The following is a 19,693-nucleotide window of genomic DNA, read 5'->3' as shown; positions in this document are numbered from 1 at the left end:
GTAAGGGAGATCACCATGCAGAATCACTCATCAGGACCTTCATCCGTTCAAGGTAACTCCACCCTAAACCCGGAGCAGGAACGCTTTAGCTCCTCGGGCTTCATTTTGACGGCTATCGGCAGCGCCGTTGGACTAGGTAATATGTGGAAGTTCCCCTATATTACCGGGAAATATGGCGGAGCCGCCTTTTTCTTATTGTTCATCCTCTGTCTCTTGGTAGTCGGCTTGCCTGTATTACTGGCGGAGCTTACGATCGGCCGCGGGGGACGAGGCAATGCTTCCACCTCCTTTACACGCCTTTCCAAGTCAGGCCCTTGGGGGAAGCTGGGCTTTCTATCGATTATTTGTGCGTTTCTGATTTTATCCTTCTACTCGGTGGTTGCAGGCTGGACCATCCATTATGCTGTTATTTCCTTCTCGAATGTGCTGTTCCAGGATACGGATTATACCCACCGGTTCACTTCGTTTGCGGCAGGCGGCATGCCCGTGCTGTGGCAGGTCGTGGTCATGTTTTTAACCGGCGTGGTGGTAGCCAGAGGGGTTTCCGGAGGGATTGAGAAATTTAACAAGGTTCTGATCCCGGGGATGCTGATCCTGCTTGTCATCCTGATGGTAAGGGCTTTAACGCTTCCTGGAGCGATGGCAGGCGTCCAATTTTTTCTGAAGCCGGACTTTTCCAAGCTGACGACCGACTCGGTGCTTGTAGCGCTGGGTCACGCATTTTTCTCCATGTCTCTGGGAATGGGGACGATGATCACGTACGGAAGCTATGTGGAACGAAGACAGTCGTTGGGGCAGGCGGCATCGGCCGTAGGGTTTGGCGATCTGCTGTATGCGCTCGTAGCGGGCCTTATTATTTTTCCGACGTCCTTTGCTTTTGGCATTGAACCGTCACAAGGTGCAGGGCTTGTTTTTATGGCGCTGCCGGCTGCTTTCTCCGCTATGCCCCTCGGGAATCTGTTTGGGGGCTTGTTCTTCACGCTGTTGACCGTTGCGGCTATGACGTCGACGGTGGGACTGCTGGAGGTTCCCGTCGCTTATGTCATGGATAAATGGGGCTGGAGTCGGAAAAAGGCGACCCTATGGACCACGGTGCTGTGCTGCTTGGTCGGCATTCCTTCGGCTTTGTCCATTGGAGGGGTATTGGGAGACTATACGATAGCGGGCAAATCGATCTTTGATTTTATGGATTTCGTCGCCTCCAATATTTTGCTTCCTCTCGGTGGACTGATCGTTACTTTGTTCACAGGGTATGTATGGAAAAAAGCAGGGGATGAGGCAAATCTTTCTCACCCTGTCTTCCGGGTTTGGATATTCGTGGTTCGTTACATCGCACCGGTGCTGGTGGTATTGATTTTCTTATATTCTTCCGGTCTGATCCACGTGGAATAGAACGGAAGAAGATGACCGCTGAGCATAAGCGAATACATGCTAAGTAAAGAGACGGTTAATTCTATTTGTTAAGATTGCAAGGAAACGGGAGACATACCGCTTAACGTGGTTCGAAACTTCGATAGGAACCTACGAAAAAATACCCCGGAGAGCTGTCTTCGGGGTATTTTCATAGAAATGGTATTAGTCGGATACCAATGTACCGTTGAAAGACTCAGGGCCAACACGAATCGTGCCGAGAAGGCTGGAGGATACGAACATGCTGTATGTCAGCTGTGGTGTGATCGGCGGCAAGTAGTCGGCAGCGGCTACTGTGAAGATTTGAGGGCCAAGGATGGAGAGATCCAGGTTCTGAGCTGCGGAATATACGAGTGGGTCTGTCGGTAGAGTTCCTCTCACAATTGTAATAGTCACGGTTGTAAGCAACGGCAGCAGCGGCAGTTGAACCGCAAGCGTACCGTTGAGAAGCACACGGGGTTTGGCACCTACGCCTTCAGTGATCAGGCCGATTTGACCAACCAATTGAGGCGTGTTGATAACGAGGTTAACGATAGCGATAGAGTTGGCATAGCTGGCGTTTTGAGAGGTTCTTGCATCTATTAATTTACTCATGGTTTATTTTCACCTCCCTTTCCACTACATAGTGTATTCTATGTTTGCATTTCATCGTTGAAATGGACAAATTGTAGAGATCCTTTGTCTATTTTCTTCTGCTAGAGAACTTGTAAAATAGTTTATACCTAGATATACTATGTATAGATAATCTAGGTATAGGAGTTGAATGCATTGCAGGTGGGCAAGGAGCTGCTGAAGGGCAGTACGGGGACGCTGATTCTCAAGTTGTTGGATCGGCAGGATCTCTATGGCTATGAGCTTATTAAGGAGCTCGAACGAAGCTCTGACGGAACGTTCGTTTTGAAGGAGGGAACACTTTACCCTATTCTTCATGCGATGGAAGCGGAGCGCTGGGTAGAAGCTTATTGGTCCGAGGTCGAAGGACGCAAACGGAAATATTACCGGTTAACCGATGACGGGGGGCGCAAGCTGCAGGAGAAGGAAAGGGAATGGCGGCTGTTCCGTAATGCAGTGGACCGTGTGCTTGGGGAGGGGAATGCCTGATGGACAAACACCTGTTAGTTGAGCAATATTTGTCCTCCGTATGCAGGGAAGTCAAGGCGCGGGAGCTGCACAAGGAAATCAGACAGGAGATGGCGGATCATCTGGACGATCTTATTGCGTTGAAGCGCAGCGAAGGATCGGATGAGGAGGAGGCTGTACAGTGGGCGGTGGCGCAGATGGGCGATCCGGAGACCGTCGGAGCGGGACTGAATCAAGTACATAAGCCGAAGGTGGCTTGGGGGCTGATCGGCGGCCTGGTTCTGCTTCTGGTGATTTCGTTGTTCGCTATGTATGCGGTAGAGCTTAGCTACGACGCGATGAAAGACAGTGTTTATAAGCAGTTCCCAGCACGCTTTTTGCAAAAACAAGCGGTATTTGCCGGGATAGGTCTGGTCTTGACCGCTGTGTTCTTTTTTGTGGACTATCGGCGGCTCCAGTCGTATTCTTGGGTCTTGTATACCGGAGCCATCCTGCTTATGCTTGGAACTGCCGGCTTTGGCCATACGATCAATGGGATGCGCGCTTATGTTGCCATCGGCGGGTTGAGCGTCAACTGGATAGCTATCAGCCCCTACGCTCTTATTTTGGCGGCTGCAGGAATATTGCTGCAGATGGATAACAGCAGAAGGTCGGTCTGGCAGCAGCAATTGCTTCTTGTAGCAGTACCTGCCAGTTTATTTATTTATTCACGCAGCTTCAGTTCTTTATTCATTTATGGGTTTGGTTACTTGGTGTTATTCGCTGTCTCACGGAGAAGCTGGAGGGAGCTGATCCCGTCGATGCTGGCAGCAGGTGTGCTGACGGCTTGGTATCTCTCTTCGCTACATTATATAACTATGAGGCTTGCGGCTTTTTTCGACCGGCACAGCGATCCATTGGGAGCCGGATACATGTACATACAAATTGATCATGCCGTAAGAACTGCTGGCTGGTGGGGGCATGGATTGGCTTCGGTGACGACCCGATTGCCCATGATTCATACGGATACCGTCTTTACGTATCTTATTTATAGTCTTGGTTGGGTTGCGGGGGGGATTGTGCTCCTGGGAGCCGTATTATTGATCCACCAAATGGTTCATGTGTTTGTGGAGGTACGGGATCCTTACGGCAAACTGCTTGTGAGCGGGTTTGCGGCTTTGTTCGCTGTTCAATTCATTTGGAGCTTGGGGATGTCGCTTGGCCTGCTTCCGATCTTGGGCATCGGTGTTCCTTTCATTAGCTATGGGGGAAGCCAGATTGTGATTCAACTGGCTGCACTCGGGCTCATTCTCGGTGTGTATCGGCGCAAGGATATGATTCGGGTGCGCAGCAAGGCTTAAGTATCCTATTCTCGGATAAAAGACGGAAGGTAAGAAAAGGGAGCTATATTAATAGAAGAAACGGCTGAGTGAGCAGCAAAGCTCAATGTTTGCTTCAATGAAAAAGACTATTCCTTTAGGGCGGCCATGGGAATAGTCTTTTTTTCGCTTCTTATTTTTGCACTGCTTTTCGCATCGCGCGCAAGCTCCCGACGCGAAGTATGGCGCTGCATACGGGTGCAACTGCGACAGTCACAATTTGGACACATATTTTTAAGCTAATTTTCAGATTTGTTTAATCTCGCATTATTGTTTCAACTGTATATTGTTGGTGGTTAAGTTGACACAAAACTGGATATGGTGGTTAGTAGGTATTTTTTTGTTGCGAATGGAGGTTTGAGGGCGTGCTTGAAGTCAAACAGGTCAGTAAGTTGTACGAGAACCAAAGAGGGGTCCACAGCATCGATTTCTCAATGAGCCGTGGGGAAATTGTAGGATTTCTCGGGCCCAACGGTGCAGGCAAAACGACCACGATGCGGATGATTACAGGATATTTGAATCCTACGCTGGGGTCCATCACGATTGACGGCTTATCCATGGCCGATCATCCGAAGAAGGCAAGGCAAAAGATCGGTTATTTGCCTGAGACGCCGCCGCTATACCCCGAGATGACGGTCAAATCGTATTTGGAGTTTATCGCCGATTTGCGCGGAATCCCGGTGAAGGAACAGAAGCTCCGCATCGCTGAGGTCATTGACCGGCTAGGGCTGCAGGGCCGTGAACGCCAGGTGATCCGCGGCCTGTCCAAAGGCTACAAACAACGGATGGGGCTGGCACAGGCGATCCTTCACAACCCGGATTTGCTTATTCTGGACGAGCCTACATCCGGCCTCGACCCGAAGCAAATTATCGAAATCCGCCAGCTGATTCGTGAGCTGGGGGAAAACCATACCGTGCTGCTGAGCACGCACATCCTGCCTGAGATCAACGCGTTATGCAACCGCGTGCTGATCATCAATCAAGGGCGCATCGTGCTGGACGGTCATCCCGACCAGCTTGCTCATTCGATGGGCGAGACGTTCGAGGTCTCGCTCGAGGTCAAAGGGCCGCGCGAGGCCATTATGGCCGAGCTGCGCGGCATGGAGCAGATCGCCAGCGTGAAGCCGCTGGCGGAAGAACCCGCTGCCCCGCTGAAGGCAGCGGCAGTCGTGCCGGCTGCGGACGCGTCGCAGCCGGAGCTTGACGCGCCCGAGTCCGGTGCGGGCGCGGACGCCTCGGTCGACGCGGCGCCGTCGACCGTCAAGGTGCTTGTGTCCGCGAAGGACCGCGCGGACATTCGCGAAGCGATCTTTTACCGCATGGCAGAGCGGAGGTTTCCGATCCTCAGCATGAAGAAGGAAAGCTTGAGTCTCGAGGATATCTTCCTCAAGCTGACGACGAACGAGCCGGCAGCCGATCCCGCCGTACAGAGCGAAGCAGAGTCTGCCGAGTCCGAGGAGGTGACGCCGCATGCGTAGAACCTGGGCTATTACGAAGAAAGAACTGCAAATGTATTTCTACTCGCCGACATCCTACGTGGCGTTCGCGTTCTTTTTCCTGATTGTCGGCTATATGTTCAGCTCGAACTTCCTGTACTCGACGATGATCGATGTGCGGATGGTGTCGAGTCCGGTCAGCTTCTTGTATCTGCTGGTGATCCCGCTGCTGACGATGCGTCTCGTATCCGACGAGCTGCGTCAAGGAACGGATGAGCTGCTGCTCACCTCGCCTGTTAGCATCACCGAGATCGTGGTCGGCAAATATTTGTCCACTCTGATCGTACAGCTGCTGCTGGTCGGCGGGTGCTTGCTGTATCCGCTCATTATGAGCGCTTACGGTACGCTGGATCAACCGGTGCTTTGGTTGTCCTTTTTGAGCATGTTCCTGATTGGAGCGGCGATGATGGCTATTGGGCTGTTTGCCTCGTCCCTGTCTTCACACCAGATGGTGTCCGGTGTGCTGGGTATTGCTCTGCTGCTGGTTTTCTGGACGATTGATTGGCTTGGCGATACGGTAGGCGGCAAAATCAAAGATTATTTGGGCATGTTTTCCATTGTGAGCCGGGGAAACAACCTGCAAAAAGGCGTGCTGAACTTTGCCGACGTTCTCTTTTATGTGACGCTGGCTATCGTGTTTATCGTGCTGAGCATCCAGGTGCTCGAAAGAAAACGTTGGAGATAAGGACCGTCTTCGTTTAAGTTCATGTAAGACGGCATCACATAACACCTGCTGGAGAAATGCAGCCCAGCTTGTCATCATTTGCTGCCTGCTGTATCCGGCTTAAGCTTATGCTTTCGAAGATAACAGCTTTGCTGCGCAAAGCTCAGACCACGCTTTCGAAGACAGCTTTGCTACGCAAAGCTCTAAGGGGGAAAGACCATTGAACAAGTGGATTCGCGGCACGAACGCGGTCGTGCTATCGCTTGCGGTGATCGGTATTTTCATCGTCTTGACGATCTTTCTGAATTCAACGAAGACGATGCAGATCGATTTGACGCAAAATAAACAATTTACCTTATCCGATCAGACCGTGCAGACGCTAAAATCGCTCGACAAAGACGTGCATTTGATCGCCTTTACCAGCTCCCAGACCGATCCGCTTATGAGCCGCCAGGTCTCCGAGCTGGTACAGGAATATAAGAAGCGCAACGGGAAGATCGTATTCGATCAATATGATCTGGAGAAAAATCCCGAGATTGCCCAGCAGTATGAAGTAGATCCGTCGGGAAGCCTCGTCGTCGAGAGCGGAACGCAGAAGAAGTCGATCAACTACTACGAAATGTTCCAGCAGGGGCAATCGCAAGGCGAGTATCAGTTCAGCGGAGAGCAGAAGCTGACGCAAGCGCTGGTGAACCTGAATGTGAAAGACAAGACGAAGGTCTACTTCCTGTCCGGTCATAATGAGCTGCCTCTAAATCAAATGACCTTGTGGCAGAGCGGGCTGGAAGGAGAGAACTACGAGGTTAAAGATTTAAATTTGCTGCGGGAAGGCAAAATTCCGGATGACGCGCAATCCCTGTTCATTATCGGTCCGCAATCGGACTTGAACGATAAGGAAGCGGAAGTCATCAAGGAATATTTGAACGGCAAGGGTAAGCTGTATATAGCGCTTGGCTTCAATAACGATATGGCAACCAAGTGGAAAAATATCGATGGGCTTCTTTCGGTCTATGGTATCCAGGATCAGCACGCTGTGGCGATCGAACCGAAGCAAAGCAAGCTGTTCAGCCCGCTCACTATTATTCCTGAGTATGGTACCCATGATATTACGAAAAAGCTTCAGGATTCGAATTTGCTTACGCTGATGAATTTGGCCGTTGCGCTGAATTCGGCACCGGTGGACAATTATCCTTCGACAGCGATCCTGAAAACGACAGACCAGGCCTTCGGTGAGACCGACATTGCCCAGCTGCTGCAAAACAAGTACGGCAAAGATGATAAAGATATCAAGGGTCCGCTGAACCTTGGGTATGCCGTATCTACCAAAGACAACAAGCCCAAAGCGGTCATCCTGGGCGGTTCGACGTTCTTGAGAGACGATGTGATTCAACAGCAAGGGAACCGGGATTTTGCCTTGAACAGCGTAGGCTGGCTGCAGGAGCAGAAGGACCAGGTGACGATTCGCCCTAGGGAGAATCCGAAAGTAGCGACAGCCGCCATTACAGGTGGGCAGGCACAGTCGATTTTCTACGGTACCGTATTGCTGTTCCCATTACTCTTCCTGCTCGTCGGCGGGTCGATTTGGTGGAGGAGGAGAAAAGGATGAAGCGGCTCATTCCAACGCTCCTGCTAGTCATCATTTGTATCGGCGGCTTCTGGTACGCTTCCAGCCAAGATTTTTTCAAGGAGAAAAAGCCTGAGGCCGCCCCTATAGCCAAGGTGAAGAAGGAAGAGGTAGCGAGCTATTCGGTCAAAACCGGTGATACGGTGCTCGAAATGCAGCAAAAGGACGGCAAATGGACGATGTCCAAGCCGTCTCCGCTTCCGCTGAATGATTACAGTGCGAACGGTTGGATCGATTCGTTCAATACGATTTCGAAAGACGCGACGATTGATGCCGAAGGCAAAGATTTAGCGAAGTACGGGCTGGATAAGCCGCAGCAGCAATTTTCGGTGAAGCTGAGCAATGGTACGGTGCATACCTTAAGTGTCGGCAATGCCATGCTTGTACAGGGCTATGACTATGCGATGTTCAGCGGTTCGCCGGAGGTGTTCAAGCTAAGCGATTCTCAAGTGAAGTCTCTTGCGAAGACACCGCTTGATTTTATGGATAAAAGTCCGGTGAAGCTTGATTACGAGCAAGTCCGCGGCTTAACCGTCGACTGGAAGGGCCATAAGTGGACCTTGACCAAAACCGATGCAGATAAAAAATCATATGAAGCCAATTGGAAGCTGGGCGACCAGGAAGTGAAGGGCGCAGACTCCAGCAAATACTTGGATAAGCTGCAGTTCCTGGCGACCGAGCAGCTGGCCAAGAAGGCCGCTGATGTGAAGCTGAACGCACCAGAACTCCGAGTCGAGGTCAAGACGGCGGATATAGCGGGCAAGGAAGCAACCACGGTTTATGTCGGCAAGCTCGACGGCGAACAGGTATGGGTTGCCCAAGAGGGTGGGGAATGGGCGTATGCCGTGCCATCCGCATCCATCCAAGAGCTCTCCGAGCTGGATAAACCGCAGCCAGCGGAATCGGCAACCCCTGGAGCTCCACCGGCTCCTGCCGGCTCAACCGGAGCGCAGACCCCGCCTGCGCAACCGGCGAAATAAAAGGTTCCATGAAAAGAGCTCATGCCCGAAGCGATTTCGGGACATGAGCTTTTTTATGTTAAATTATCTCCTCAAACCCTCGCCTAGCAACCGTCCGATCAATGGCTTCATCTTCTTTATTTTTTCCTCCTTCTCCTCCTCTGTCCATTGGAAAAAACCGGGGTCCATCATGAAATTCAGCGCGGTCACAAGAAATTCCGCCGTTTCTTGAAGGGATTGCACATGGAAGCTTCCTTCCTTGTTGCCTTGCTCCAGGATTTTAACAACATAAGGCAGGGTTCGGCCTGTTTTGTTTATGACTAGCTTTTGGTGAATCCAGGCATTGCTCTCATGATGGACGAATTCCAACATTTTGATATAACTAGCCGAATGATGGGGCTTATCGAACAAAATGGCATCCAATTTATTCCGGGAAGACAAGCTTTTATTATCGGCGACGGATTGGATAAACTCCATCTGTTCCTCCATGGAGCGTTCCATGATGGCAATCATAAGCTCTTGTTTGGTCTTAAAGTAATAATAAAATGTTCCCTGTGCCACGCCGACTCTTTTCACAATATCGCTTACAGCCGTTTCGTCGAAGCCTTTCTCCGCAAAAAGCTCCATGGCCATGTCCATAATTTCAGCACGTCTGACTTCAGGATCTTTAGATATTCGTGGCATCGGTAAGGTACCCCTCTTATGTTTTTATTTTCATTTTACGTGTTGACTGACTCACAGTCAATGAAGTACAATAAAAGCAATTATTGACTGATAGTCAGTCATTAAATAAAAACGAAAGAGAGGAGCTGCTCTATGAAGCTGCGCTTTATTCTTTACTTAATTGGTTTTAGTGCGTTTGTCGGCTCGTTAGGCCAGAATTTGTATTCCCCCTTGCTCGGACAAGTTGAACAGCATCTGCATACGACCGGTTACATGGTTAATTTATCCGTCTCGCTTTTTACAATGGCTCTTGCCGTGATGCAAATCGTTTTCGGTCCTTTAGCTGACAGAAAGGGCAGGAGAAAAATTCTTCTTCCTGCTCTTATCGTCTATGCTGCCGCCTCCTTAGGATGTGCTTTTGCGCCTTCCGTTTGGCAATTGCTTTGTTTTCGATTGCTCCAAGGCATCAGCTCGGCGGTCATTCCTGTAGTTGCAGCAGCCGTCATTGGTGATTTGTTTCAAGGGAAAGACCGTGCCAAGGGGATGGGGACATATCAACTCGTCCTTATGCTTGCTCCTGCTATCGGACCTCTTATTGGGGGGATTATCGGACAGCACTACGGCTATCAAGGGGCGTTTATTTTTCTTGCCGTGCTCGTTTTGGCAGTATGGGCTGTGAGTGCAGCCGTGCTTCCAGAGACCAAGCCTGAGCACTCAGGCCAACGAAGGTTCAGTCTGACAAACTTTAGTGTAATCGCAAAACATCCGATAAGCGGTACGATCCTTCTTTACGGCTTTGTTCAATGTTTTGCCTACTTTGTATTTTTAGTATTTTTACCCCAAATGCTGAGCCAACTTTATCACTTCATGCCTGCCCAGACGGGGGTAGTGCTTCTCTCCTTGTCCGGCTGCTCTATTACTAGTATCAAGCTAGGTACGTGGATACAGAACTATTTTGGCAACCGAAGAGCCCTTTTTTATTCTTTCTTGCTCCACGCGCTCACGGTTATCCTGTTTGCTTTTACTGCGATGTCTTCTCTATCGTTTTTGATTTTAGCGGTTTGCTTGTTTGGTTTTGCAATGGGCTTAACGATGTCCATGCCTTCCGTAATCTTAACGGAGCTCTTTTCGGAAGAGAGGGCTACTGCAATCGGCGTGTATAACTTGGTCAGGTATTTGGGAATGGCGCTTGGCCCGATGCTTGGTTCTGTTTTGTATGCCCACGGTTCGTTCACACTGCTATTTCTGACTAGCGGGATCCTGTTCTTGACTGCGGTGCTGGTCGGAAAAGGATGGATGGGGAGCTTTGCAATGGCGGCCCCGAAAAAGGTAGAGGGATAGCTGCTTACGGACAGCAGTAAACGCTCATCGTTTATTAAGGAAACGCTCAGTTAACATTCAGCGGAAATTCATGCCAGTTTAAGTTAACGCCTATATACTTTGAATTGTAAGGAACAATCCTAACAAAAAGGTGGAGGAATCATTATGAAACCATTCGGCAAAAAAATGATCACAGGTACAATTGCAGCAAGCTTTTTACTTGGAGGCGGCCTCGTCGGAAGTTTATACACTCCTCAAGCCAACGCAGCGGATGCAGCATCGGCATCTGTTCAGAATAAATCGACAGACGGCAAAGGCCAATTCGGCAACCGTCAGGGGGGCATGGGCATCCGCGGCGGCGGCCCACTCCTCTCTAAAACGGCAACAATTCTCGGCGTGGAACAAAGCGTCATTCAAGATGAGCTGAAGGCCGGCAAAACGTTAGCGCAAATCGCTCAGGAGAAAGCCTCCTTAAGTGAAGAGGACTTTCTGGCCAAATTGGTAGCGGCTGAAACCGCTGCTATCGATGCAGACGTAACAGCAGGCAAGTTAACTCAGGAACAGGCGGACAAGCGCAAGGAGAACCTGTCGGATCGGTTGAAGAAGGAAATCGAGAACACCGGGATGGGTAAAGGCGGCTTCGGCGGTCCTGGCGGCGGTCCCGAAGGGGGTCCGCGCGGCGGAGGGAAACTTGTTGAAGAAGCGGCAACGATTCTTGGCGTGGAACAAAGTGTCATTCAAGACGAGCTGAAGGCCGGCAAAACATTAGCGCAAATCGCTCAGGAGAAAGCCTCCTTAAGTGAAGACGACTTTTTGGCTAAATTGGTAGCGGCCGAAACCGCAGCTATCGATGCGGAGGTAACGGCAGGCAAGTTGACGCAGGATCAGGCGGACAAGCGCAAGGAGAATTTGTCCGATCGCTTGAAGAAGGAAATTGAGAACGCAGGCATTGGTAAAGGCGGTCCTGGAGGCTTCGGTGGCGAGCATGGCAAAGGCGGCGGTTTCTTCGGCAACCAAGAGAACTTGGCTACCCTTCTTGGACTAACCAAGGAAGAGCTGCAAACCGAGTTGAAGGCGGGCAAATCGCTTGCTGAAATTGCCGAAGCCAAAGGCATCAGCAAGGATTCCCTCATCAGTCAGATCAAAGACAGCTTGACGGATCAAATTACGAAGATGGTGGACAGTAAAAAACAGCCGCGTACGGAAGAAGGCGCTGCCGCTGCTTCTTCTGCAGCTCAGTAAGAAGGCCCTCCGTGAAAACTGCGTAGTACGTGGTAGGGTATCTGCATCTGGGCAGACAGTTCGCCTACCCGACTGCGTTTCTATATCGTCAGCCCTCGCTTATTTAAGCGAAGGGCTGATTTGCATGAGCAGGCCAAGCTGCCTAAGCCGTAGCACATGGATTTGCCTGCCCCGATTGCCTGTTTCGTTCTCTTTAGGAAGTTAGCCTCGGATGATGCCTCGTACATGTCAGGACAGTTTCTTCATATTAATGGGGGCACTGTAATTAATGGATAAAAGCTTTCAAACTGCCAAACTCACGGCCGTGTCAGGTCGTGAGTTTTTGTTTGTGTACGCTGCAGCGTGAATCGCAATTTTTTCCTTTGTTCATAAATAGTTTTCCACAAACTGGGCAACCTAATTTTGTCAAAACGAAAGGAGGGTTCTCGATGTTTACTCAACAAGCGCAGCAGCAAGGCATGAACACGGTTAGCTCCAAGGAACTGTCCTACATAACCGATTGCTTGAAAAATGAAGAATTGCTGGCCAAAATGGCCGCACAAGCGATTTCCGCTTGCCACACGCCTCAGCTGAAGCAAAAAATGACGCATATTGCTCAGGACCGCCTGCAGCATACGGATCAACTGCTCCGAACTTTGCAGCAGCATACCCAGATGGCCCATTAATGAACATATAAGGAGGTGCGAGACAATGTATCAACAAACTTCATTCGGCAGCATGTCCCAGCAAGCATCCGCCCTGATACAAGAGCAGGATTGGGGAAATCTGATTTTATCCGAGTTGAAACGTGCGGCTCGTGAGTATACGACTGCGGCTCTGGAAGCGACGCATCCGGTGATTCGTCAAACCTTCCAAGCCTTATCTCAGAAAACGATGCAGCAGCAGGGAGAATTGTTCGATGTGCTTTCCCAGCTGAACGGCTACGGGTCAGTGAAAATGGCTAACCCTCAGGAAATCGGCCAGGAGCTTCAACAACAAGTGCAAAAGGCCGAGCAGCTGCAAGGCTTGGTGCAGCAGGCGATTCAGGGTGGCTTCGCCCAAGCGGCGCAAGCAGCACCGTATCCACAGCACCAGGCTAACACAGCCTTCCAGCCAAGCGCTTACCAGCCGATGACCACATCAGCAGGACAAGGCTTCGGTCAACAAGGGTATGGCTATGGCCAGCAGGGCTATGGCACCACAGGCCAGAGCAGCACAAGCGGATCATCGGCCGGCAGCTACAGCCAAGGATATGGCAATCCCAGCTATAGCCCGGGGCCGGGCTCGACATTAAGCCCAGGCTTCGTCAGCTCTGTCACGGGCAATGCGGGCTCTATGGCCAGTACCGCAAAGTCTGCATCGACAACATCGCCACAGAGCTACACCGGAAGCTTCGGAAGCAGCTTCAACAATAACTTCAGCAGCAGCACGGCGTCCAAAGGGTCGCAAGATAGCTATACCTCGGCAACCGAGCCTCGTGGAGGAAACAGCTTCAATTGGAGTGCAGAAAGCAGTGCAGGCGAATCCCGTGGAGGGAACAGCTATAACTGGAGCGCCTCGGACGAATCCGATAGCAGCGTAACCTCCAGTATTTCCACGGAGAAGGCCAACAACCACAACAGCAAATACTAACTGTAAAAGAGTACCCAATCTTTACAGCTGGTGATAACCAACCATCCCCCGCAGGGAGCTGCCTGCGGGGGATTTTTTGCGTAAGAAAAACACCCTGCATAAGTTATGCCAGCGAGCTGGTGCCTGTGTGATTTGCAAGAAAGGGTACAGCCCTAAGGCACCTCCCTCCCCTGACATGGCCCTTTAACGACCTTCATCACTGCCGGATTCTGCCCTGCCTCGGCCTGCTCTGCAGCGTAACAAAAATTACCTTTCAACCGATCCAAAAAAGGGTGCATAACTCATTTGACACAGTATCCATGGTAGCATAGACTATTCCCATAGGTGCCGAATGAGACAGGCAAGCGAGCTTGGAAGAAGCGGAAGGAATGACTTTAGAGCGGGACGGAAGTTTAGGCTTATGAAGTCGGCGCCGCTCGTGCAATGCAATAGAACGGAGGCTGTCACCTTTGCATTTGGATGTAACAACATGGAGTCATGTATTTAAGCTGGATCCGGATAAAGAGCTGTCCGACGAATGGTTGGAGCGGATTTGTTTATCTGGAACGGATGCCATTATAGTAGGCGGATCCACGGGAGTGACCTTTGACAATACGGTCGATTTGATGTCGCGTATCCGCAGGTACGAGGTGCCTTGCGTGCTTGAAATTTCGGACCAGGACGCGATTGCACCTGGCTTCGATTTATTTTTTATCCCCATGGTTCTTAACGCCCGCGACCCGCAGTGGATCGTGGGGAATCACCAGAAGGCACTTCGCGAGTACGGGGCCATTCTGGATTGGAACCAGGTGATGACCGAGGGTTATGTTATTTTAAACGGGGAATCTACCGCGGCGAAGATGACACAGGCGGACACTGCGCTCGATATCAAAGATGTGGAAGCTTATGCCCGCATGGCGGATCGGCTGCTGCACTGCCCGATTTTGTATATAGAATACAGCGGTGCTTTCGGGGACATGGCGCTAGTGAAACGGATGAGGGACCTGCTGCACCAGGCCCGGATTTTTTACGGCGGCGGGATTGACAGCCCGGATAAAGCCAGACAAGCGGCGGAGGCGGCGCATACCGTTGTGGTCGGCAATGCCGTATATGAGCAGCCGGAGCAGGCGCTGGCCACGGTTCAGGCGGTACGGGACGTGCGTGCCCATCAGCCGTCATAATATGGGGAAGGGTTAGGAGAGACTACGATGAATGAACATGTGGATATATTTGCTTCGATACAAACGTTGAACCCGCAGCAAAAGCAAGCCGTCGAAACCGTCGACGGACCGCTGCTTATTATGGCGGGAGCGGGAAGCGGCAAGACCCGCGTGCTGACGCACCGGATCGCTTATTTAATTGCGACGCGCAAAGCCCCGCCATGGGCCATTCTTGCGATTACTTTTACCAACAAGGCGGCACGCGAAATGCAGGAGCGGGTGAGCAAGCTCGTAGGCCCGGGAGGTCAGGATATTTGGGTATCCACCTTCCACTCCATGTGCGTGCGGATCCTGCGTAAAGATATTACCCGGATCGGCTTTACCTCGAATTTCACCATTTTGGATTCAGGGGATCAGCTGTCGGTGGTGAAGAACTGTATGAAAGAGTTGAACATCGACGTCAAAAAGTTTGAGCCGAAGTCCGTTCAGGCGGCCATCAGTACGGCAAAGAACGAACTCAAGACGCCGGAGATGCTGGAAAACTTGATCGGCGACTATTTCGACGGGATCGTAGCCAAAGTATACAAGCTGTATCAGAAAAAACTGAAATTCAACAACTCGCTTGATTTTGACGATCTGATCATGCAGACGATCCAGCTGTTTAAGGAAGTGCCGGAGGTATTGGAATTTTACCAGAATAAATTTCAGTACATTCACGTGGATGAATACCAGGATACGAACCGGGCCCAGTACATGCTCTGCCTGATGCTCGCGGACAAACACAAGCGCATTTGCGTCGTCGGGGACAGCGACCAGTCCATCTACCGCTGGCGCGGCGCCGATATCAGCAACATCCTGAACTTTGAAAAAGACTATCCGAAGGCGACGACCATTTTGCTCGAGCAAAATTATCGTTCCACTTCCAATATATTGAATGCCGCCAACAAAGTGATCGCCAACAATGCGGGACGCCGGGCCAAAAATTTGTGGACAAGCAAAGACGACGGACCCAAAATTCGGCTCTACCAGGCCGATTCCGAGCATGAGGAAGGGTACTTTGTTACGAATGAAATTAATAAGAATGTAAGAACGAACGGAAAAAGGTTCAGCGATCACGCCATCCTCTACCGGACGAACGCCCAGTCCCGGGTGATCGAGGAAATTTTGATCAAGTCGGACATTCCGTATCAAATTGTCGGCGGCATCAAGTTCTATGACCGCAAAGAGATTAAGGATATTCTTGCTTATCTGCGGTTAATTTCCAATCCGACCGACGATATCAGTTTTGTACGGATCGTCAATGTGCCGAAGCGGGGCATTGGGGATACAACCGTGGACCGCTTGGCAGAAGCGGCAGGGCGCCGCGGCATTTCGATGTTCGAAATGCTTGATGAAGTCGATGGGCTGGAGATCGGAACGAAGGCGAAGCATGCACTGGCAGACTTCCGCGAGATGATCGACAACCTGAACCGGATGGTCGATTACTTGTCGGTGACCGAGCTGACGGAGAAAATGCTGGAGCTTACCGAGTACCGGATGGAGCTGCAGCGGGAAAAAACGATTGAGGCGACCGCTCGCCTGGAGAACATTGATGAGTTCTTGTCCGTAACGATGGATTTCGAGAAGCGCAATGAGGATAAATCCCTCGTTTCATTTCTGACGGACCTGGCGCTTATCGCGGATATCGATTCGATGAACAATGCTGCGGAGGAGCAGGCGGATGCCAACAACTCCGTCGTGCTTATGACGATGCACAGTGCGAAGGGACTGGAGTTCCCTGTTGTCTTCATCATTGGCATGGAGGAAGGCGTCTTCCCACATTCGCGGGCCTCGAACGACAATGAAGAGCTCGAAGAGGAACGCCGCCTTGCTTACGTAGGCATTACCCGGGCGGAACAGGAGCTGTTCCTGACTTGTGCCCGCATGCGCACCTTATTCGGGCGCACGAACATGAACGCTCCGTCCCGGTTCCTGACGGAGATTCCCGAGGAGCTCCTCGAGCTCGTGACGCCGGGCGTCATCGGCGGTCGCTCCTCGATGGGCGGCCTCTCGCGCGGCGGACGCGAGAGCCGCTACGGCAGCGGCGGCAGCTTCGGTGCCGCTGGAGGCTTCGGCGCGGCCGGCTCTGCCGCGCCGGCTAAAGCCGCCGGCTTCCGGCCTACGGCGGCCGGCGGAGCCGCCACGGCGGGCGCCGTACGGCCCGCCGCAGCCTCCGGTGCCGCCGCGAAGCCGGCCACCGACTACCGCATGGGCGACAAAGTAGCCCATGGCAAATGGGGCACCGGCACCGTGGTGGCCATCAAGGGCTCGGGTGACGACACTGAGCTGCAGATTGCCTTCCCGGCGCCAGTCGGCGTGAAGCGGCTGCTTGCGAAATTCGCGCCGATTACCAAAGAAAGCTAAGGCGAGAAGCAAGCTGACGGCCATGCCTGGCTGATGTGCAGCCGAAACAGCAAGCCTGTCCCCGCATGGCGGGAGCCTGATCTGGCCCTTATCACAAGCTCCTTTGACGGGAGCCTGATCTGGTCCTTACTGCAAGCTCTTTTTTGACGGGATCCAGATGTGGCCCTTACCGCAAGCTCCCTATTCGAGCTGCGGACTTCTTTTGGAGAGGATGTTTTCTTTATATGACGGAAGCCTTGGAGGCTATGAAAGCCCTCATCGAAGAAATCAAGACCCATAATTACCAGTACTATACTTTGGATCAGCCGTCCATCAGCGATGCCGATTATGACAAGCTGTACGACCGGCTTGTGGCGTTGGAGAAGGAAACCGGCACCGTACTGCCGGAGTCGCCAACGCTCAGGGTAGGCGATCAGCTGCTGAGCGGCTTTGACCCGCATAAGCACCGTTCCCGTCTTTGGAGCCTCGACAAAGCCCAGAACCATGAGGATCTTCTCGCGTGGCATACCCGTGCGTCCAAGCTGGTGAACGACTACAATGCCCAGCATCCGGAATCGCCGCTGCCTCCGCTGTCTTTTGTGATCGAGCTGAAGTTTGACGGCTTGACGCTGAATCTGACCTATGAGCACGGCAAGCTGGTTCAGGCGGCTACGAGGGGCAACGGAGTTGTCGGTGAGGGCATTTTGGCGCAGGTCAAAACGATCAGATCGATTCCGCTGACCATTCCTTACACGGAAGGGATCCTTGAAATACAGGGTGAAGGAATCATGAATCTGTCCGTGCTGGATAAGTACAATGAGACCGCTGCAGAGCCGCTCAAAAACGCCCGTAATGCGGCAGCAGGAGCCCTGCGCAACCTGAACCCCAAGGTGACGGCAGAACGGAAGCTGAGCGCTTTCTTTTACAATATAGGCTATACCGACGGCTTAACCTTCGCGAACCATCAGGAAATGGTGGAGTTTTTACGTGCGAACCGGTTTAAGGTCAGTCCGTACGTTCAGTTTTACGATTCGATTGAAGCGGTGGCGCAGGAGCTGGATAATGTGGCTTCGATGCGGAATACATTTGATTTCTTAATCGACGGACTCGTTGTAAAAATAACGGATATGCGGACCCGTCAGGTGTTGGGCTATACCGATAAATTTCCCCGCTGGGCTGTAGCCTTTAAATTCGAGGCGGAGGAAGCTTTAACGAGGCTGCTTTCCGTGTCATGGGAAGTGGGCCGCACAGGCAAAATCACCCCGGTGGCCAAGGTCGAGCCCGTCGATATTGCGGGAGTCACTGTGCAGAACTGTACATTGAATAATATCGGGGATATCGAGCGCAAAAACCTGAAGCACGCCCTCGGCAGCGAAGTGTTGATCCGCCGTTCCAACGATGTCATTCCCGAGATATTGGGTAAGGCTACTGAGGAGCAGGATGGACAGGAAATCATCTATCCGACTCAATGCCCGTCCTGCGGATCGCCGTTGGAGCTGAAAGGCGCTCACTTGTTCTGCTATAACCGGCTGGAATGCCGTCCGCAGCTGATCGGGCGCATTACTCATTTTGCCTCGCGTGATGCGATGGATATCGACACATTCAGTATTATGACGGCAGAGCAGCTGTATCAGGAGCTGGGTGTGCGTGACCCTGCCGATTTGTATGACCTGACCTTCGACGATTTGATCAAGCTTGACCGCTTCGGCGAGAAAAAGGCCAACAAGCTGCTGGCCGCTTTTGAGAAAAGCAAACAGTGCGACCTTGCTTCATTTTTGTTCGCCCTCGGCATACCGAATACAGGCAAAACAACGACCAAGGTGCTCGCCGATCATTACCGCGATCTTCACAAATTGATGCAAGCGACACCTGAAGAGCTCGTCTTGCTTCATGATATTGGTGATATTGTTGCCGAAAGTATCGTCAGCTTTTTCCGTGATCCGGTCATGCAGCGCAGTATCGAACGGCTGCTTCAAGCCGGTGTCCAGCCCGTTAGTGAGGAGGCTCCTGCCGTTGTAGACACGGATAACCCGTTCTTTGGCAAAACGATTGTTCTGACAGGTACGCTGTCTTCCATGAGCCGGGAGGAATGCGGCAAAAAATTAGAGGCAATGGGAGCCAAAATCACCGGAAGTGTATCCAAAAAGACAGACATCGTCATCGCCGGCGAAAGTGCGGGCAGCAAACTGACGAAGGCGCAGGATCTTGGCATCCGCGTCATTGATGATGAACAGGAGCTGCTGCAGCTGTTAGGGGAGGCCTAGTGCCTCCTTTTTTGTTTGCAAAGTGTTTATTTCACTTTTAATTATCGTGATGAGTTGGGATGAAAAACCGGCTTCACGAACTTTTTTAAAAAAGTGTTGCATATCACACATGATTTGTGGTACATTATTTTTTGTCGCCGCTGAGACAGACAAGCTTCAGAGGATGACGAAGAAAAAGAAATAAATAAAAAACAGTTGCAATTCACTTGAAAATCTGATAAGATATATTCTTGTCACGGCAAAAGAGTGATGGAGTTAGAAGCAACGAAAGCTCTTTGAAAACTAAACAAATGATGGTTGAATGCCATTAAGAAATACAAGCAAGTCAGCATTTTTGAGCTTAAGACAAGCTCTGTTATGGTAGTCAACGCTTGCGTTGGACTACAACTTTAATGGAGAGTTTGATCCTGGCTCAGGACGAACGCTGGCGGCGTGCCTAATACATGCAAGTCGAGCGGATTTCACCTTCGGGTGAAGTTAC

16 protein-coding genes and 1 rRNA gene are annotated in these 19,693 nt (G+C 51.4%); 15 read left to right on the top strand and 2 right to left on the bottom strand.

Features of this window, described 5'->3' with window-relative positions; all coding sequences use genetic code 11:
- Nucleotides 1-15 precede the first annotated feature (15 nt).
- The gene (locus CF651_RS10295; RefSeq protein WP_094014773.1) at nucleotides 16-1,392 is read left to right on the top strand and encodes a sodium-dependent transporter; all 1,377 of its coding nucleotides are present in this window, start codon (nucleotides 16-18) and stop codon (nucleotides 1,390-1,392) included.
- A gap of 183 nt (nucleotides 1,393-1,575) precedes the next feature.
- Here CF651_RS10295 and CF651_RS10290 read toward each other — a convergent pair whose 3' ends face one another.
- Nucleotides 1,576-2,004 (bottom strand): hypothetical protein, encoded by a 429-nt coding sequence (locus tag CF651_RS10290; protein ID WP_094014772.1) that lies wholly within the window; start codon nucleotides 2,002-2,004, stop codon nucleotides 1,576-1,578.
- 174 nt (nucleotides 2,005-2,178) lie between these two features.
- On the opposite strand from CF651_RS10290, the gene CF651_RS10285 reads away from it, so the two are divergent.
- The 6 genes from CF651_RS10285 to CF651_RS10260 all read left to right on the top strand — a co-directional run bounded on the left by CF651_RS10285 (nucleotide 2,179) and on the right by CF651_RS10260 (nucleotide 8,612).
- Nucleotides 2,179-2,511, top strand: coding sequence for a PadR family transcriptional regulator (locus CF651_RS10285; RefSeq protein ID WP_094014771.1), 333 nt, complete (start codon nucleotides 2,179-2,181; stop codon nucleotides 2,509-2,511).
- Nucleotides 2,511-3,830: an FtsW/RodA/SpoVE family cell cycle protein gene (locus CF651_RS10280; RefSeq protein WP_094014770.1), complete on the top strand. Its 1,320-nt coding sequence runs from the start codon at nucleotides 2,511-2,513 to the stop codon at nucleotides 3,828-3,830. Before CF651_RS10285 ends, CF651_RS10280 begins: the two co-directional genes overlap by 1 nt.
- A gap of 383 nt (nucleotides 3,831-4,213) precedes the next feature.
- Nucleotides 4,214-5,326, top strand: a complete 1,113-nt coding sequence (locus tag CF651_RS10275; protein ID WP_094014769.1) for an ABC transporter ATP-binding protein — start codon at nucleotides 4,214-4,216, stop codon at nucleotides 5,324-5,326.
- Nucleotides 5,319-6,029 (top strand): ABC transporter permease subunit, encoded by a 711-nt coding sequence (locus tag CF651_RS10270; protein WP_094014768.1) that lies wholly within the window; start codon nucleotides 5,319-5,321, stop codon nucleotides 6,027-6,029. Before CF651_RS10275 ends, CF651_RS10270 begins: the two co-directional genes overlap by 8 nt.
- A gap of 199 nt (nucleotides 6,030-6,228) precedes the next feature.
- Nucleotides 6,229-7,614 carry a GldG family protein gene (locus CF651_RS10265; RefSeq protein ID WP_094014767.1) on the top strand — a complete coding sequence of 462 codons (1,386 nt, stop codon included), beginning with the start codon at nucleotides 6,229-6,231 and terminating at the stop codon, nucleotides 7,612-7,614.
- Nucleotides 7,611-8,612: a DUF4340 domain-containing protein gene (locus tag CF651_RS10260; protein ID WP_094014766.1), complete on the top strand. Its 1,002-nt coding sequence runs from the start codon at nucleotides 7,611-7,613 to the stop codon at nucleotides 8,610-8,612. The genes CF651_RS10265 and CF651_RS10260 overlap by 4 nt, the downstream gene beginning before the upstream one ends.
- 63 nt (nucleotides 8,613-8,675) lie before the next feature.
- Here CF651_RS10260 and CF651_RS10255 read toward each other — a convergent pair whose 3' ends face one another.
- Entirely contained in the window at nucleotides 8,676-9,275 is a 600-nt protein-coding gene (locus CF651_RS10255) for a TetR/AcrR family transcriptional regulator (protein WP_094014765.1), read from the bottom strand.
- Nucleotides 9,276-9,407: 132 nt separating this feature from the next.
- Here CF651_RS10255 and CF651_RS10250 point away from each other — a divergent pair, with 132 nt between their 5' ends.
- The 8 genes from CF651_RS10250 to CF651_RS32635 form a co-directional block, all read left to right on the top strand.
- The gene (locus CF651_RS10250) at nucleotides 9,408-10,595 is read left to right on the top strand and encodes an MFS transporter (RefSeq protein ID WP_094014764.1); all 1,188 of its coding nucleotides are present in this window, start codon (nucleotides 9,408-9,410) and stop codon (nucleotides 10,593-10,595) included.
- 144 nt (nucleotides 10,596-10,739) lie between these two features.
- Nucleotides 10,740-11,816 carry a hypothetical protein gene (locus CF651_RS10245; RefSeq protein WP_094014763.1) on the top strand — a complete coding sequence of 359 codons (1,077 nt, stop codon included), beginning with the start codon at nucleotides 10,740-10,742 and terminating at the stop codon, nucleotides 11,814-11,816.
- A gap of 428 nt (nucleotides 11,817-12,244) precedes the next feature.
- Nucleotides 12,245-12,481, top strand: a complete 237-nt coding sequence (locus CF651_RS10240) for a spore coat protein (protein WP_094014762.1) — start codon at nucleotides 12,245-12,247, stop codon at nucleotides 12,479-12,481.
- Nucleotides 12,482-12,506: 25 nt separating this feature from the next.
- Nucleotides 12,507-13,427 carry a spore coat protein gene (locus CF651_RS10235; RefSeq protein WP_094014761.1) on the top strand — a complete coding sequence of 307 codons (921 nt, stop codon included), beginning with the start codon at nucleotides 12,507-12,509 and terminating at the stop codon, nucleotides 13,425-13,427.
- 449 nt (nucleotides 13,428-13,876) lie between these two features.
- A complete protein-coding gene (gene pcrB, locus CF651_RS10230) occupies nucleotides 13,877-14,587 on the top strand; it encodes a heptaprenylglyceryl phosphate synthase (protein WP_094014760.1) in 711 nt (236 codons plus the stop codon).
- A 27-nt stretch (nucleotides 14,588-14,614) separates the two neighbouring features.
- Nucleotides 14,615-16,969, top strand: coding sequence for a DNA helicase PcrA (gene pcrA / locus CF651_RS10225; RefSeq protein ID WP_094014759.1), 2,355 nt, complete (start codon nucleotides 14,615-14,617; stop codon nucleotides 16,967-16,969).
- A 224-nt stretch (nucleotides 16,970-17,193) separates the two neighbouring features.
- Entirely contained in the window at nucleotides 17,194-19,212 is a 2,019-nt protein-coding gene (gene ligA / locus CF651_RS10220) for an NAD-dependent DNA ligase LigA (RefSeq protein WP_094014758.1), read from the top strand.
- 389 nt (nucleotides 19,213-19,601) lie between these two features.
- Nucleotides 19,602-19,693, top strand: a 16S ribosomal RNA gene (locus CF651_RS32635); the annotation flags it as partial.

This window comes from Paenibacillus rigui (assembly GCF_002234615.1).
Lineage (GTDB): Bacteria > Bacillota > Bacilli > Paenibacillales > NBRC-103111 > Paenibacillus_S > Paenibacillus_S rigui.
The sequence above is the reverse complement of the archived record's forward strand: the minus strand, read 5'-3'. Positions and strand labels throughout refer to the sequence as shown.